This is a genomic window from Agrobacterium sp. YIC 4121 (assembly GCF_002008205.1).
GTDB classification, from domain to species: domain Bacteria; phylum Pseudomonadota; class Alphaproteobacteria; order Rhizobiales; family Rhizobiaceae; genus Agrobacterium; species Agrobacterium leguminum.
This window is the reverse complement of the sequence record NZ_MRDI01000006.1, coordinates 326,357-341,729: the sequence shown is the minus strand read 5'-3', so window position 1 is coordinate 341,729 and position 15,373 is coordinate 326,357. Positions and strand designations below refer to the sequence as shown.

Annotated in this window: 13 protein-coding genes; 9 read left to right on the top strand and 4 right to left on the bottom strand. The window is 59.8% G+C overall.

The genetic code is table 11. From position 1 onward, the window contains the following. Positions 1 to 18 precede the first annotated feature (18 nt). A complete protein-coding gene (locus BTE54_RS10750) occupies positions 19 to 501 on the bottom strand; it encodes a class I SAM-dependent methyltransferase (protein ID WP_078052412.1) in 483 nt (160 codons plus the stop codon). A 4-nt stretch (positions 502 to 505) separates the two neighbouring features. Then, entirely contained in the window at positions 506 to 1,846 is a 1,341-nt protein-coding gene (locus BTE54_RS10745) for a nucleotide sugar dehydrogenase (RefSeq protein WP_198939122.1), read from the bottom strand. 127 nt (positions 1,847 to 1,973) lie between these two features. Between BTE54_RS10745 and BTE54_RS10740 the strand changes: the two genes are divergently transcribed. After that, on the top strand, positions 1,974 to 3,071 hold the full coding sequence (locus BTE54_RS10740; RefSeq protein WP_078052411.1) for a glycosyltransferase family 4 protein: 1,098 nt from the start codon (positions 1,974 to 1,976) through the stop codon (positions 3,069 to 3,071). Continuing rightward, complete coding sequence (locus tag BTE54_RS10735) at positions 3,068 to 3,811, top strand: polysaccharide deacetylase family protein (protein ID WP_078052410.1); 744 nt, start codon at positions 3,068 to 3,070, stop codon at positions 3,809 to 3,811. The genes BTE54_RS10740 and BTE54_RS10735 overlap by 4 nt, the downstream gene beginning before the upstream one ends. Here the strand turns inward: BTE54_RS10735 and BTE54_RS10730 are convergent. Then, positions 3,803 to 4,765, bottom strand: coding sequence for a glycosyltransferase (locus tag BTE54_RS10730; RefSeq protein WP_198939121.1), 963 nt, complete (start codon positions 4,763 to 4,765; stop codon positions 3,803 to 3,805). The genes BTE54_RS10735 and BTE54_RS10730 overlap by 9 nt on opposite strands. Positions 4,766 to 4,976: 211 nt before the next feature. On the opposite strand from BTE54_RS10730, the gene BTE54_RS10725 reads away from it, so the two are divergent. From BTE54_RS10725 to BTE54_RS10695, 7 genes are all read left to right on the top strand, one after another. Then, entirely contained in the window at positions 4,977 to 6,869 is a 1,893-nt protein-coding gene (locus BTE54_RS10725) for an ABC transporter ATP-binding protein (protein ID WP_078052409.1), read from the top strand. Next, positions 6,866 to 8,767, top strand: a complete 1,902-nt coding sequence (locus BTE54_RS10720; RefSeq protein ID WP_078052408.1) for an ABC transporter substrate-binding protein — start codon at positions 6,866 to 6,868, stop codon at positions 8,765 to 8,767. Before BTE54_RS10725 ends, BTE54_RS10720 begins: the two co-directional genes overlap by 4 nt. 1 nt (position 8,768) lies before the next feature. Further along, on the top strand, positions 8,769 to 9,767 hold the full coding sequence (locus BTE54_RS10715) for an ABC transporter permease (protein WP_065656985.1): 999 nt from the start codon (positions 8,769 to 8,771) through the stop codon (positions 9,765 to 9,767). Next, positions 9,764 to 10,939 (top strand): ABC transporter permease, encoded by a 1,176-nt coding sequence (locus BTE54_RS10710; protein ID WP_065656984.1) that lies wholly within the window; start codon positions 9,764 to 9,766, stop codon positions 10,937 to 10,939. The genes BTE54_RS10715 and BTE54_RS10710 overlap by 4 nt, the downstream gene beginning before the upstream one ends. A gap of 72 nt (positions 10,940 to 11,011) precedes the next feature. After that, positions 11,012 to 12,220: a glycosyltransferase family protein gene (locus tag BTE54_RS10705; protein ID WP_078052407.1), complete on the top strand. Its 1,209-nt coding sequence runs from the start codon at positions 11,012 to 11,014 to the stop codon at positions 12,218 to 12,220. 43 nt (positions 12,221 to 12,263) lie between these two features. Next, positions 12,264 to 13,511, top strand: a complete 1,248-nt coding sequence (locus tag BTE54_RS10700; protein ID WP_198939120.1) for a glycosyltransferase — start codon at positions 12,264 to 12,266, stop codon at positions 13,509 to 13,511. Continuing rightward, entirely contained in the window at positions 13,508 to 14,659 is a 1,152-nt protein-coding gene (locus tag BTE54_RS10695; protein ID WP_078052406.1) for a glycosyltransferase family protein, read from the top strand. Before BTE54_RS10700 ends, BTE54_RS10695 begins: the two co-directional genes overlap by 4 nt. Here the strand turns inward: BTE54_RS10695 and BTE54_RS10690 are convergent. After that, positions 14,625 to 15,365: a copper homeostasis protein CutC gene (locus BTE54_RS10690; protein ID WP_078052463.1), complete on the bottom strand. Its 741-nt coding sequence runs from the start codon at positions 15,363 to 15,365 to the stop codon at positions 14,625 to 14,627. The two genes, BTE54_RS10695 and BTE54_RS10690, sit on opposite strands and share 35 nt — an antisense overlap. Between the last annotated feature and the right edge of the window lie 8 nt (positions 15,366 to 15,373).

Here is a 15,373-nt window from a genome sequence, read left to right as displayed (position 1 = left end):
CCTGTGGGGCGCCCGATCTTAAATCTTGCGATAGAGAAAATAGCGGTCCGTCGGCACGCTTGCCGGCACCGGCAGCGGCTTCAACATGGGATGATCCAGAGGCAGACCGCTGACCGCGAGACCGCCTTTCGCCAGCATGCCCGCCGCAAGATCGGGCAACCATGTGAGGGTAACCGCATCCTTTTCCGGATAGCCCGTGCCGATATCGGCATGCACGAACGCCGCTTCCGTGCCGACGAAAGCCGGAGCGGTTTGCGATATTTCACCGATCACCAGATCTTCCTGTGCCGGAACGGAGGAGGCATGCGCACCCATGGCCCTGTCGAAAGCGATGATGCGGCGGTTGGGGAACAATTCCCGCAAGTGATTGAAGGTGCGCCCATTGCCAAGGCCGATTTCCATAAGCGCGCCTTCATCCGGCAGATCGAGATCGGCTGCGACATGGTTGAGGATATCGCGCTGCGCGGTCAGCCGGCGAATGAAACTATCGAGTCTGCTCATGTTATCAGGCCTTGATGATGTGTTTTGCGGCTATATCCCGACGCGCGAAAACATTGCGCGTGTCGATGATAAGCGGCGCCCATTCGCTTAGAGCGGCATAATCCACATTGTCATGATCGGTCGCAACGAGAACGGCGTCGAAAGCGCCGATCGCCTGCCTGTCCCACGGCACGGATTTCATGCCCATCAGGTGGCTATATTCCCGGGTTTTCGGGATTTCGGCTACGTGAGGATCGAAATAGGCCGCTTCGCCGCCACGCTCCTGAATAAGCTCGATGAGCTTCAGAGAGGGGCTTTCGCGAATATCCGGCACATTCTTTTTATAGGCGAGGCCGACGACCAGCACCTTCGAGCGGCTGAGCGCCTTGCCGGAATGAATATCGAGCGCCTCCGCGACCCGCCCGATGACGTGACGCGGCATGCCGGTATTGATCTCGCCGGCCAGTTCGATGAACCGCGTCGGCAATTCATATTCGCGCGATTTCCAGGTGAGGTAGAAAGGATCGATCGGTATACAATGGCCGCCAAGGCCCGGGCCGGGATAAAACGGCATGAAACCGAACGGCTTGGTCTTCGCCGCATCGATCACTTCCCATATGTCGATACCCATCGCCTCGTAAACGACCTTGAGTTCGTTGACGAGCGCAATATTGACGGCACGGAAGACGTTTTCGGTGATCTTGACCGCCTCGGCCGTGGCATTTGTCGAGACGGGGACGATCTTTTTGACCACCGAACCGTAAAATGCCGCCATCAGCTTTCCGGCCGCCTCGCCATCGCCAGCGACAACCTTCGGAATGGTCGAGGTCTCGAAATCGCGATTGCCGGGATCTTCCCGTTCGGGTGAAAAACCGATGAAGAAATCACGGCCGGAGACAAGCCCCGTGCTTTCCAGAATGGTCTTTACCACCCCGTCAGTCGTGCCGGGATAGGTGGTCGATTCCAGAACCACGAGCTGTCCCTTGCGCAGATGAGCGGCAATATCGCGGCAGGTTTTTTCGACATAGGAAAGGTCCGGCTCGCGATATTTCGTTAGGGGCGTCGGCACGCAGATGGCAATGACATCGCATTCGGCCAGCCTGGAGAAATCCGAGGTGGCGACAAAGCCGTCATCCTGTCTCACACTTGCCAGAACCTCGTCGGAAACGGCCTCGATATAGCTGCGCCCGGTCTCGATCGCAGTAATTTTACCGGGGTCGATATCGAAACCGACAACCTTGAAACCGCCCCTGGCGATCGTCATGGCAAGCGGCAGACCGACATAGCCGAGGCCTATCACCCCCGCTTTGGCGCTTTTGTTTTCAATGCTGGAAAGCAGGTTCCGGGAAATGTCTGGGGAAGTCAAAGCGTGTCACGCTCCGCGCATGTGCAAAAGATGCCTTTCAGTTGGGCAAGAATGACGGACCTGTCAAGGCTCGGCCCTTTCAAATTCCGGTTGACGCCCTAGCCACCGCCAACGCACAACCGTCGCCATGAAGATCGCCTTTTATGCGCCGCTCAAATCTCCCAACCATCCCGTTCCCTCCGGTGACCGGCTGATGGCCCGTTTGCTGATGATGGCGATCACGTTGGGCGGTCACGATTTTTCCGTCGCTTCGGAATTGCGCAGCTTCCTGAAACAGCCCGATGACCCGGCAAGGGCGTTGGTCGCCGATGAGGCCGAGCGCGAAATCGAGATCGTCACACGGCGCTGGCGACGGGATGGCGTGCCGGATCTCTGGTTTTGTTACCACCCCTATTACAAGGCTCCGGACTTGCTCGGGCCGGAACTGGTGAAGCGTTTCGGCATCCCCTATGTCACGGCCGAGGCATCTTATTCGCCGAAACGGAATGGGATGGGATGGCAGACGGTTCAGGATGGGTTGCTGGCCGCGTTGAACGCCGCCGCCATCAATATCTGCTTCACCGCGCGGGATCGTGAAGGGCTTGTGCGGGCCTCGCCCACCCTTCGCTGGGCCATGCTGCCGCCTTTCATCGATGCCAGAGCCTTTCTCAAGAACACGCCCCAGCCGACACCTGCAAGGCTCGTCACCATCGCCATGATGCGGGCAGGTGACAAGCTCGACAGCTATCGCGCCCTTTCAGAAGCGCTCTCCCTGTTGCCGCAGGATCTCGACTGGACGCTGGATATCGTTGGCGACGGACCGGAACGCACGGCCGTAGAAGCCATGTTCACAACGTTTCCCAACCACCGTCTCGTCTGGCACGGGGAAAAAACCGCAGCCGAGATCGCAATGCTCCTTTCAAAAGCCTCTCTCTATGTCTGGCCGGGCCGTGGCGAGGCCTATGGTCTTGCCTATCTCGAAGCGCAGGCTGCCGGCCTGCCCGTTGTGGCCGAAGAAGTGGCTGGCGTCCCCGAGGTGGTAAAATCCGGCGTCACAGGATTACTGACACCAGAAAATGATAGAGCCGCCTATGCCGAGGCGATTAAAACCCTGCTCGGCGACGACAGACAGCGCGAAGAACTGGCACAGGCGGCCCGGCAATTCGTGAGGGACGAACGGTCTCTGGAAAATGCCGCAAAAGAACTGAACCATATCCTGCTGCAAGCAAAGGCGCGAAGATCATGAGTCTGGAAAAACTCGTTGCGGCACTGGACGAATGCGGGCGGCGCGGCATATCCGCCGATCTCTGGCTCCGGGACGACGATGCGGTGGAGCCGACGCCCGCGCTCGACACGTTGCTCGATCTTTGCGGCGGCTTTTCCGCTCCGGTCACGCTCGCGGTCATTCCCGAGATGACGACCGATAAGCTCGCACGGCATCTGGATGTGTGGGACATTGCCCAGGTCGCCGTGCATGGCTGGTCCCATACGAGTTATGCCGGCGAGAAGGAAAAGAAACAGGAACTCGGATCGCATCGCGATCCGGCTCTCGTTCTCGATGAATTGCAATCCGGACTGGATAAATTGCACGACCTGCATGGCGGGCGTTTGGTGCCGATGCTCGTGCCGCCTTGGAACCGCATAGATGCCGGTATCGTGAAGGCACTCGCGGGCCTCGGATATCGCGCCCTATCCGTTTTCGGCCCGGAGAAAAGCACCCTGCCGCCCTGCCTGAACACTCATGTCGATGTGATCGACTGGCACGGCAGTCGCGGTGGCCGTAACGAGGACGTGCTCTTTGCGGAGACCGCCGCCCGCATCCTGGCGACCGCCGAAAACGGCGGCACCACCGGCATCCTCACCCACCATCTCGTCCATGACGACAATGTCTGGCGCTTTCTGCGGCGGCTTTTTGAGGTAACCACCGAACATCCCGCAGCCCGCTGGCGTTCTTCGAAAGACCTCGTCGACGACATCTCACCATGATTTCCAGGCGATCAGCAACCCGCTCGCCTTGGTGGAAAGTTCCCGCCTGACCGCTTCCACGGTCTCAAGAGGGGCGCGGTCGGGAAGGGACGCGGCAACGAACCCCGCCGGCGCAAGGCTGATACTTCCCGCGCGGGCGATGATGGTGAAGATCAAGGGGCCGGTCGACCACCAGGCAGGCGCGCGCGGCATGTCTTCGATAATCCCGGGAAAGGCTTCCAGCATCCTGCTGAAAACCGGATGTCCGGCGGGCGCAGCGATGAAGGAATTGGCAAGCAGCATGCTGCCCTGCCCCGTGTCCCGCGGCGTTTTTTCGTCAAACGCCGTCAGCCCCGCCAGAGGCAGGAATGTATCGAAACTCACATCGTCCCGCGCCGGATACCAGTCACAATCGAGATAGATACCGCCAAACCGCTGCAGCAGAATATAACGGGCCACGTCCACCGCGCCCGGATAATCGCCCTTGTCCAGCATGGTTTTGAAGACGCCGTTCGAAAACACGCCTTCCCGCTCAAGATCGGCCTCCCGCCAGAGCCGATAGTCGTAACCATGGTTCGAAGCGTGGGCGGCCCATGCCTCAACCGATACCGGCGGGGCTTTTTCCCCGATCCATATCTGGTGGATGAGCCTTGGCACATCTTCACGGCTTTTGAGGCTGATCGTGCGACGTTCTTCCGTGGAAAACCGCGCATATTTCTCCAGCACCTGTGGGGGTGGAACAAGCGTATATTGATAACCGATCTTCGCGACCATATCGCCCTCGGCCTTGGCGAGGCGCAGCCGTGCCGCGTGCAGCCGGCGCGGCAGGCCGAGCACCGTTTGCTCACCCATCAGGTGGCCGTCCTTTGCTGCAACCAGCGATAAGAGAAGCGCATTGGCTTCCGCATACTGACCGCCATTTTGCAACTGCCGGGCCTTATCCAGCTGGGCATCGTAATATTTCTTGTCGGACATGGATCCTCATCCAGAAACGCTCGTTAACATATCGCCAAACAAAAGGCGTCAGGCAAGCCGTCGTGTTTCGGAAGCCGGCTTTGAATTCGCTAAACAATTCGATGTTTCAGAGGCATAGACAGACAACACACCCTGCGATAACGTGGATTTAAGCCCTCCTGAGCAAATTGTCACAAGGCAACGATAAAGAGACGGCAAGGAACCCTTTGGCATGAGCGCAGGCGCAGATTTGCTTCGTATTGAAAATCTGCGGGTCTCGTTTTCTCTCATGGGCGGCACCATAGATGCCGTCAGGGGCGCGAGCCTTCGCATTCTTCCGGGAAAAGTCACGGCTCTCGTCGGCGAGTCCGGCTCGGGAAAATCCGTCATCGGCCAGACCATCATGGGCATCCATCCCAAGACGGCACGCGTGAATGGCCGCGTGCTGTTCACCGATCCGGAAAATGCCGCGGCCGGCCCTGTCGATCTGCTGCAATTGCCGAAGGACGGCCGGGAAATCCGTTCGATACGCGGAAATCGCATCGGCCTGATCTTTCAGGAGCCGATGACGTCTTTCTCGCCGCTGCACACCATCGGCAACCAGATCGACGAAGCGCTCAGGATTCACAGCATCCTGTCACCGGCCGAACGTGCGGAAAAAATGCATGAAACGCTCGACCTCGTGGGGTTTTCCAAACCCAAAAAGGTCGTAAACATGTATCCCTTCGAGCTGTCGGGCGGCATGCGCCAGCGCGCCATGATCGCCATGGCGTTGATCTGTCGCCCCGCACTTCTGATCGCCGACGAGCCGACGACGGCGCTGGATGTGACCATACAGGCGCAAATCCTCAAGCTGCTGCGCGATCTGCAGAGCCGCCTGAACATGAGCATGCTGCTCATCACCCACGATCTCGGCGTGGTGGCCAATATCGCCGACGAGGTCGCCGTGATCTATCAGGGCGAGATCATGGAGGCCGGTACGGTCGACGACATTTTCAAGTCGCCGAGCCACCCCTATCTCAAGGGCCTGATGGCCGCCGTGCCGCATTTCGACATGAAGCCCGGCGAAAGGCTGAAGGCGCTTCGCGAAATCAACATTGACCACGAAAGCCTCGTCGGCAAAAAAAACGCCGCGGTGAACAAGACCCCCGGCCCGCTTCTGACCGTGGACAATATCAGCAAGACGTTCACGACCCGGAAGTCAAGCTGGTTCCGCAAGGGCGACGCCAACGCCACCAAGGCGGTCAATAGCGTCAGTTTTGAAATTCGCCGCGGAGAATGCCTCGGGCTGGTGGGTGAAAGCGGCAGCGGCAAAACCACCGTCAGCAAAATCCTCATGCGCGCCGTTCGCCCGGATGAAGGCTCGGTGACCTTTCACCGGCCTGAAGGCGACATTGATGTCCTCAATGCCAGGGACGGAGACCTGAAAGAGCTGCGGTCGAAGATACAGATGGTCTTCCAGGACCCGATATCGTCGCTGTCTCCACGCATGACCGTGGGCAACATCCTGAGCGAGCCGCTGGAAATCCACGGACGTGGCGATGCGAAATACCGCGCGGAAAAAGTGCGCAATCTCGTCAGGGCCATTGGGCTCGGAGAAAGCGCGCTCAACCGTTACCCACACAGTTTCTCGGGCGGACAGAGGCAGCGTATCGGCATCGCCAGGGCATTGGCGCTCGGTCCCGAACTTCTCATCTGCGACGAACCCGTTTCCGCCCTCGATGTCTCGGTGCAGGCGCAGATCCTCAATCTGCTGAAGGATTTGCAGCAGGATCTCGGGCTGACCTATCTCTTTATCTCCCACAATCTCGCAGTGGTGGACTATATGGCCGACCGCGTGGCCGTGATGTGCGAAGGCCGCATCGTGGAGCTGGCGCCGCGCGAAATCCTGATGCGCTCTCCGGTTCATCCCTATACGAAATCCCTTCTGGCGGCCGTGCCTTTCCCCGATCTCGACCGCCCGCTCGATTTCCGCACCATCGGCAAGATCAGCGCGACGGGCAAATTCGACTGGGGCAAACAGTTCCGCGACGAGGGTGATGGCGACATGATCTCCGCCGATCTCGGCGAAGGCCATTTCGTGCTTGCAAACGGCAATGCCGATATCCGGGAGCTTCGCCCTTGATCACGCGTCGCACCACCCTTGCCCTCTTGGCCTCCGTCTTCCTGCCGGCCTATGCGCGGGCCGCTTATACCGACCCCGCCTATTTCAAGGAAAAACGGGAAAAGGGCGAATTGCCCGAGGTGGCCGAACGCCTGCCGAAAAACCCGCGCGTCATCGACATGAAAGCGCTTGGCCGCGAGCCGGGAAAACATGGTGGCTCGGTGCGTATGCTCATTGGCGGCCAGCGCGACATTCGCCTGATGCCGATCAGCAGCTATGCCCGCCTTGTCGGTTATGACGAGAAATTCGAGCTTCATCCGGATATTCTCGAAAGCTACGACGTTCAGGAAGAACGCATCTTCACCTTCAAGCTGCGCGAAGGCCACAAATGGTCCGACGGCAGCGATTTCACCTCCGAGGATTTCCGTTATTTCTGGGAGGACGTTGCCCTCAACAGGGAAATCCACAAGGGCGGCCCGCCGATCGAACTTCTGGTCAACAGCAAGCCGCCGCTTATCGAAGTCATCGACCGGCTGACGGTGCGCTATACCTGGGATGGTCCGAACCCGGATTTTCTGGCGAAGCTCGCAGCGGCCTCACCGGCGCGGCTGTTCCTGCCCGCCGCCTATATGAAACAGTTCCACGTCAAATATCAGACGGCGGAAAAGCTCGCCAAGCTGATCAAGAAAAACAAGACGGATGACTGGAGCGGGCTGCATATCAAGATGTCGCGGCAGGTGCGTCCCGAAAATCCCGATCTGCCGACGCTGGATGCCTGGCGCAACACCACCGCGCCGCCGGCCGAACAATTCGTCTTCGAGCGTAACCCCTATTATCACCGGGTCGACGAAAACGGCCTGCAACTGCCCTATCTTGATCGTTTCCTACTCAACGTCACTTCGTCCGACATCATCTCGGCCAAGACGGCGTCCGGCGATAGCGATCTGCAATATTTCGGCCTCGATTTCGCCGATTACACCTTTCTGAAGGATGCCGAAAAGCGCTTTCCCCTGAAGGTGAACCTCTACAAGCGCTCTCAGGGTTCGCGCATCGCGCTGCTGCCCAACCTCAACTGTGCCGACGCAGTCTGGCGCAGCGCTTTTCAGGACGTGCGCGTGCGCCGGGCGCTGTCGCTCGCGATAAACCGGCACGAAATCAACATGGTCTGCTTTTACGGGCTGGCAAAGGAAAGCGCCGACACCGTTCTGCCGGAAAGCACGCTTTACCGGCAGGAATTTGCGGACGCCTGGAGCGCTTTCGACCGGGCGGCCGCCAACAGGCTGCTCGATGAAGCCGGTCTCGACAAGCGGGACAATGCCGGCCTTCGGCTCCTGCCGGACGGCCGCCCGGCCTATATCATCGTCGAAACGACAGGCGAAAGCACGCTTGAAACCGACGTGATGGAATTGGTGACGGATCACTGGCGGCATATCGGCATTGCCGTTTCCGTCCGCCCCACCCAGCGCGATGTCTTCCGCAAGCGCGCTATGGGCGGCGAGGTGCTGATGTCGGTATGGATGGGCATGGACAACGGTGTGCCGACGCCCGACATGCTGCCTTCCGGCCTCGCGCCCACCGGTGACGACCAGCTACAATGGCCGGTCTGGGGCGTGCACTATCTTTCCGGCGGCCGCGAGGGCAAGGAGCCCGATCTGCCGGAGGCGGCGCATCTGCTCGATCTCCTGAAAAAATGGCGCAGAAGCGTTACCGAACAGGAGCGTGAAGCCATCTGGCTGGAAATGCTGGGTATTTATACGCAGCAGGTGTTTTCCATCGGCATCGTCAACGGCGCGCTGCAACCCGTCGTTCATGTCAAACGCATGCGAAACGTGCCGGACAAGGCGCTTTTCGGTTACGAGCCCACATCCTATCTCGGCGTCTATATGCCGGATGCCTTCTGGTATGACGGAGACGCCTGATATGCTGCGGTATATAATCAAGCGCATCCTCGTCATGATCCCCACGCTGATCCTGATCTCGATGCTGGTCTTCACCATCATCGAGCTGCCGCCGGGCGATTATTTCGAAAGCTATGTCGCCGAGCTGCGCGCCATGGGCGAGACGGCAAACCTTGCCGAAATCGAGGAGCTGCGTGTCCGCTACGGTTTCGACCAGCCGGCCCCGATCCGCTATTTCCGCTGGGCGACAGGGATGCTGGTCGGCGATTTCGGTTATTCTTTCGAATATCAGCTGCCGGTCAGCGATGTGGTGGGAGACCGCCTGTGGCTGACAGTTCTGGTCTCCTTCGTCACCATCATCGTCACCTGGCTTATCGCCTTCCCGATCGGCATCTACTCCGCCACGCATAAATACAGCTGGGGCGATTACGGGCTCACCTTCCTCGGCCTGCTCGGCATCGCCATTCCCAACTTCATGCTGGCGCTGATCCTGATGTATTTCGCCAATATCTGGTTCGGCATCTCCATCGGCCACCTGATGGACCGGGAATATCTGAACCAGGCGATGAGCTGGGCGAAGTTCAAGTCGATCCTCGAACATATCTGGATTCCCGTCCTCATCATCGGAACGGCGGGCACGGCCGGCATGATCCGTCGTCTGCGCGCCAATCTGCTCGATGAATTGCAGAAACAATATGTGGTGACCGCCCGCGCCAAGGGGCTGCACCCCTTCAAGGTGCTCACCAAATATCCGCTGCGCATGGCGCTGAATTTCTTCATCTCGGACATCGGCTCGATCCTGCCCGCCATCATCTCAGGCGCGGAAATCACCGCCGTCGTGCTGTCGCTCGAAACCACCGGTCCCATGCTCATCAGGGCGTTGCAGAGCCAGGACATGTATCTCGCCGGCTCATTCCTGATGTTCCTCGCATTCCTGACGGTGATCGGCGTTCTGGTGTCGGATATCGCCCTTGCCATACTCGACCCGCGAATCCGCTTCGGAGGTGGTAACGTCAAATGACTTCATCCATTCCGAAACCCGGCGAAGCGCTGCCCCATTACGTCTCGACCGCGCCCTTCGACCCGTCGCTGATCGAACCCAACACGTCAGGAATGGCGGCCTTCAGCAAGGCCTCACAGCTGCGTCTCATGTGGTGGCAGTTCCGTCAGCACAAGATCGCGGTGTGGTCCGGCGCCTTTCTGGTGGTGCTTTATCTTTCGATCCTGATCAGCGAATTCCTCGCACCCTATAATCTCCACACCCGCAATATCGAACATATCTACGCCCCGCCGCAGGCCATTCACCTGTTCAACGACGGAAAATTTGTTGGCCCCTTCGTTTATGGCCGGGAGATGACGCTCGATATGGACAATCTGAGACGGGTCTACCGGGATGTGCCGACGGATATCCAGCCGCTGCGTTTCTTCTGCAAGGGCGATACCTATCGCTTCTGGGGCATGTTCGAGGGCAGAACCCATCTCGTCTGCCCGGCGGAGGGCGGTGAATTGTTCCTGCTCGGCACGGATCGTCTCGGCCGTGACGTGCTGTCCCGCATCATCTATGGCGCGCGCATTTCGCTGACCATCGGCCTTCTCGGCGTCGCCATGAGCTTCGTTCTCGGCATTGTGATCGGCGGTCTGGCGGGTTATCGCGGCGGCACCTTCGATCTGATTGTCCAGCGCATCATCGAGGTGCTGCAATCCATCCCGAGCATTCCGCTCTGGCTGGCGCTTGCGGCGATCATGCCGGTGACCTGGAGCCCCATCCTCGTCTATCTCGGCATCACCATCATTCTCGGCATGCTGGACTGGACGGGCCTTGCGCGCGCCGTGCGCTCAAAACTTCTGGCGCTTCGTGAAGAAGACTATGTTTTGTCTGCACAATTAATGGGTGCCGGAACGCCGCGCATCATCGGCAGACACCTTATTCCCGGCTTCATGTCACACTTGATCGCATCCGCCACCCTGACGATACCGGGCATGATTCTCGGCGAAACCGCGCTGAGCTTCCTCGGCCTCGGTCTCAGACCACCGATCACAAGTTGGGGAATTCTGCTCACGGAGGCGCGCAGCGTCAGCGTCATTGCGCTATATCCATGGCTTCTCATCCCGACGATCCCTGTCGTTCTCGTCATTCTGGCCTTTAATTTCTTCGGCGACGGACTACGTGATGCTGCGGATCCCTTCAGATAAAATGGAACACCCTTTGATAAACTGCCCTTTCGCCATCGCCTTTTTTGTGAAAGGCAAAAAGAGGTGTGGCCCATGACCTCCCGTTTGAACGACGCGCGTATCCTCATGTACAGCCACGATTCCTTTGGGCTCGGGCATCTGCGGCGGTGTCGCACCATCGCGCATGCTCTGGTGGAGGATTATCGCGGCCTCAACGTCCTCATCATTTCAGGCGCGACGATTGCCGGCGCTTTCGATTATCGCGCCCGCGTCGATTTCGTGAAAATCCCGAGCGTCATCAAGCTGCGCAACGGCGAATATACGTCCATGGACAGGCATATCGATCTTCAGGAAACGCTGAAGATGCGCCGCTCCATCATCTACCACACCGCCGAAAGCTTCCAGCCGGATATCTTCATCGTCGACAAGGAGCCCATGGGCCTGCGCGGCGAGGTGGAGGAAACGCTCGCCTATCTCAAGGGACAGGGCACCAAGCTCGTCATCGGCCTGCGCGATGTCATGGATGCACCGCAGCTGCTCGAAGCGGAGTGGAAGCGCAACAATGTCATGACCAAGATCGGCCAGTTCTATGACCACGTCTGGATTTATGGCCCACCCGATTTCCACGATCCGCTGACGGGGCTCGACGTTCCGCACACCGTTCGCGACAAGATGGATTTCGTCGGTTTCCTGCAAAGATCGAAGACGCAGGCCGAAACCGTAGCGCATCGGCCGGAAGGCGATTACCTTCTCGTCACCACCGGCGGCGGCGGCGATGGCAGCGAATTGATCGACGACGTCATCAACGCCTATCGCCATGACAGCGAACTGACGCACAAGGCGCTGGTGGTGCTCGGCCCCTATATGCCGGCGGATCAACGCCAGCGCTTCACGAGCAGTGTTGCCGATATTCCGCATATCGAAATCATCGAATTCGACAACCGCATGGAAGACCTCGTCGCTGGCGCGCAGGCCGTCGTCTCCATGGGCGGTTACAACACCGTCTGCGAGATATTGTCCTTCGACAAACCCGCCCTCGTCGTGCCGCGTACGGTGCCGCGCGAAGAGCAGCTTATCCGCGCCAGCCGTGCCTCGGAGCTTGGCCTTTTCGACATGCTTCTGCCGGAAGATGCCGAGAACCCGGCAAAAATGGCGGCTGCTCTGAAAGCGCTGCCGAACCGCGCACCGCCCTCCGTCAATGCGCGCGGGCTGAAGCTGGACGGTCTGGAAAACATATCGCGCCGGATAGCCGAATGGCTGCCGTCCGAGGGCGACAAGGCGCCGATCACGCTGACTGCGTGACCGATTCCCCGACAAACACCGCTTCAAAAGAGACACGCGCAACGTGACCGATACAAAAAAAATCGTGGTGCTCCTCAAGGGCTATCCGCGCCTGTCCGAGACTTTCATCGCCCAGGAACTTCTGGGGCTGGAAAAGGCAGGGCTGAAACTCGAACTCATGTCGATGCGCCGGCCCACGGACAAGAAGCGCCACCCCGTTCACGATGAAATTCGCGCACCCGTCACATATCTTCCGGAATATCTGCACGAGGAGCCGCTGCGGGTTTTGAAGGCGCTTTGGGCCTGCCGCAGGAAGCCGGGCTTCACCAAGGCGCTTCGCCGGTTTTTCACCGACCTGCCGCATGATCTCAGCCGCAATCGCTTCCGCCGTTTCGGGCAGGCTGCGGTGCTCGCGCATGAATGGCCGGCGGATGCCGAATGGCTGCATGTCCATTTCATCCACACACCCGCCTCGGTCGCCGCCTATACCCACCTCATTACCGGCACGCCCTGGACGATTTCGGCCCACGCCAAGGACATCTGGACCTCCAGCGACCGCGACCTTGCCGCCAAGCTGCAAAGCGCCCGGTGGGCCGTGACCTGCACTGCCGGCGGCTTCCAGCATCTGCAGACCCTTTCCGGGTCAAGGCAGAATGTGCATCTGAGCTATCACGGCCTCGATCTCACCCGTTTCCCGCATTTCGAAACGCCACGACCGGCAAGAGACGGTTCAGATGCCGATGATCCGGTGAGGATTTTGAGCGTCGGCCGGGCGGTCAAGAAAAAGGGCATCGATATTCTCCTGCGCGCGCTCGCCTCGCTGTCGCAGGATATCCATTGGCGCTTCACCCATATAGGCGGCGGCGATGAACTGACCTCCCTGAAGAAACTTGCAGACGAACTCGGCGTTGCCGACAGGATCGTCTGGACCGGCGCCATGGACCAGAAGCAGGTGCTGGAGAACTACCGGGAAGCGGACCTCTTCGCCCTTGCCTGCCGCATCACCAGCGATGGCGACCGCGACGGCCTGCCAAATGTGCTGGTCGAGGCCGCGAGCCAGGCGCTGACCTGCATCTCCACCAATATTTCCGGCATTCCGGAGTTCTTCGTCAGTGGCGAGAACGGCTTGCTGACGGAACCGGAAAATCCGGCCGCCTTCGCAGAGGCCCTGCGCACGGCCATCACCGATCCGCAATTGCGCCAGCGTCTTGGCAGTGCCGCCGAAAACCGTGTGCGCACCGCCTTCGACCATCGCACCAGCATTGTCGAGCTGAAGGCCCTGTTCGAGACCGAGTGGGAAAAAACGCCATGACCGATACGGAAAAACGCCCCTGCGTCTTCTTCTACGTCCAGCACCTTCTCGGCATCGGCCATATCGCCCGCGCCAGCCGCATTGCCAACGCCCTTCAGGCGAACGGTTTCGATGTCGTGCTGGTCACGGGCGGCACGCCGGTTCCGGGCTTTCCGGGCGAGGGCATCCGCCATGTCGAATTGCCGCCCATCGCCGTCAGCGACGGCAGTTTTGCCGGCTTGGTCGACAGTTCCGGCAAACCGGTGGATGACGACTTCAAGAGGCTGAGAACCGACATGCTGATCGGGGCCTATCACGGCGCCAAACCCGATATCGTTATCATCGAGGCCTTCCCCTTCGGCCGCAGGCAGGTGCGTTTCGAATTGTTGCCGCTTCTCGATGAGATAGAAGACAGCGAACCGCGCCCGCTCGTCATGGCGTCGCTGCGCGACATCTTGCAGGAAAAGACCAAACCGGGCCGGGACGAAGAGACCGTTTCACTGGTGAAGAAACATTTCGATGCGGTGCTCGTCCATGGCGATCCGGATTTCGCCCGGCTCGAAGACACGTTTCCCCTCGCAGGCGAAATCAGCCAGCGCATCGTCTATACCGGCCTCGTCGCCCCTCTTCCGCCGGCGGAACCAGCGGAAAAATTTGATATCGTGGTTTCCGCAGGCGGTGGCGCCGTTGGGGCCGCACTCATACGGGCTGCTCTCGAGGCTGCCCCCCTACTGGATGGCATCAAGAGCTGGTGCCTCGTGACCGGTCCAAACATGCCGCAGGCGGATTTCGATGCGATCTCGGCGCGGGCGGCGGGCAATGTGTCCGTCTTCCGTTTCCGCAAGGATTTCGCAAGTTTGCTCGCCGGCGCGCGGCTTTCGATTTCACAGGCCGGTTACAACACCGTCTGCGATATTCTTCAGGCAAAATGCCGCTCGCTTCTGATCCCCTTCGCAGCCGGGGGCGAAACCGAACAGAGCGCCCGCGCCGAACGGCTGGCGCGGCTGGGGCTGGCGCATGTGCTGGAGGAGAAGGATATTTCGGCGCAAGCGATGGCCGATGCCATCAAGGCCGCATTGTCCCTGCCGGCGCCCGGCACGATCACGCTCGATCTCGATGGCGCGGCCGGAACGGCTAGAGCGCTGCGCCATCTTTACGATGAGCGGTGAGGATCGTCTTCAACTCGCGAACCGCCGCCTCATCGGTAACCTTGCGCCCTGCGCCGGTGAAACCGAGCTTCGCCACCCTGCTTTCCGGATCATAGGATGGAACGGCGGAACAGGATGCGTGGATTTCCGTGATCGGAAAGCGATCCAGCAAGGTCTGAACGCTCTGCGGACGCACACCGGCACCGGGCATGATGACGATCCGGCCTGCCGCCATCTCGGACAGGTGGGCCAAAGCCTCGATCCCTTCAATCGCCGAACGCGCGCCGCCTGAGGTGAGAATTCTTGGGAACCCCAATGCGATGGCAGCTTCCAGGGCCTCGTCCATATCAGGCACGACATCAAAGGCCCGGTGCAGCGTCACATCCAGCCCGTCGGCATGACTGCGCAGTTCTTCAAGCAAGCCAATATCTAGTGAACCATCGCCACGCGATGCGCCGAGCACCACGCCGGAAAGACCGGCGGCACGTGCCGTGTCGATATCGCGTTTCATCACATCCGCTTCGTCGCGCGTGAACACGAAATCACCGGCGCGCGGCCTGATCATGACGCTCACCGGCAACCCGCACGCCGCCGCGCGCTGCATGAAACCCGCCGATGGCGTCACACCGCCGCCCGAAAGCGCCGCACAGAGCTCGATCCGATCAGCCCCGCCGCTGACCGCCGCTTCCAGACCGGCGACATCGTCCACGCAAATTTCGAGAATCATCGTAACCT

Excerpts from the sequence above, each read along its gene's own strand:
- BTE54_RS10750 (WP_078052412.1), bottom strand. The coding sequence starts at position 501 with ATGAGCAGACTCGATAGTTTCATTCGCCGGCTGACCGCGCAGCGCGAT.
- BTE54_RS10740 (WP_078052411.1), top strand. The coding sequence starts at position 1,974 with ATGAAGATCGCCTTTTATGCGCCGCTCAAATCTCCCAACCATCCCGTT.
- BTE54_RS10735 (WP_078052410.1), top strand. The coding sequence starts at position 3,068 with ATGAGTCTGGAAAAACTCGTTGCGGCACTGGACGAATGCGGGCGGCGC.
- BTE54_RS10730 (WP_198939121.1), bottom strand. The coding sequence starts at position 4,765 with ATGTCCGACAAGAAATATTACGATGCCCAGCTGGATAAGGCCCGGCAG.
- BTE54_RS10725 (WP_078052409.1), top strand. The coding sequence starts at position 4,977 with ATGAGCGCAGGCGCAGATTTGCTTCGTATTGAAAATCTGCGGGTCTCG.
- BTE54_RS10715 (WP_065656985.1), top strand. The coding sequence starts at position 8,769 with ATGCTGCGGTATATAATCAAGCGCATCCTCGTCATGATCCCCACGCTG.
- BTE54_RS10710 (WP_065656984.1), top strand. The coding sequence starts at position 9,764 with ATGACTTCATCCATTCCGAAACCCGGCGAAGCGCTGCCCCATTACGTC.
- BTE54_RS10705 (WP_078052407.1), top strand. The coding sequence starts at position 11,012 with ATGACCTCCCGTTTGAACGACGCGCGTATCCTCATGTACAGCCACGAT.
- BTE54_RS10695 (WP_078052406.1), top strand. The coding sequence starts at position 13,508 with ATGACCGATACGGAAAAACGCCCCTGCGTCTTCTTCTACGTCCAGCAC.
- BTE54_RS10690 (WP_078052463.1), bottom strand. The coding sequence starts at position 15,365 with ATGATTCTCGAAATTTGCGTGGACGATGTCGCCGGTCTGGAAGCGGCG.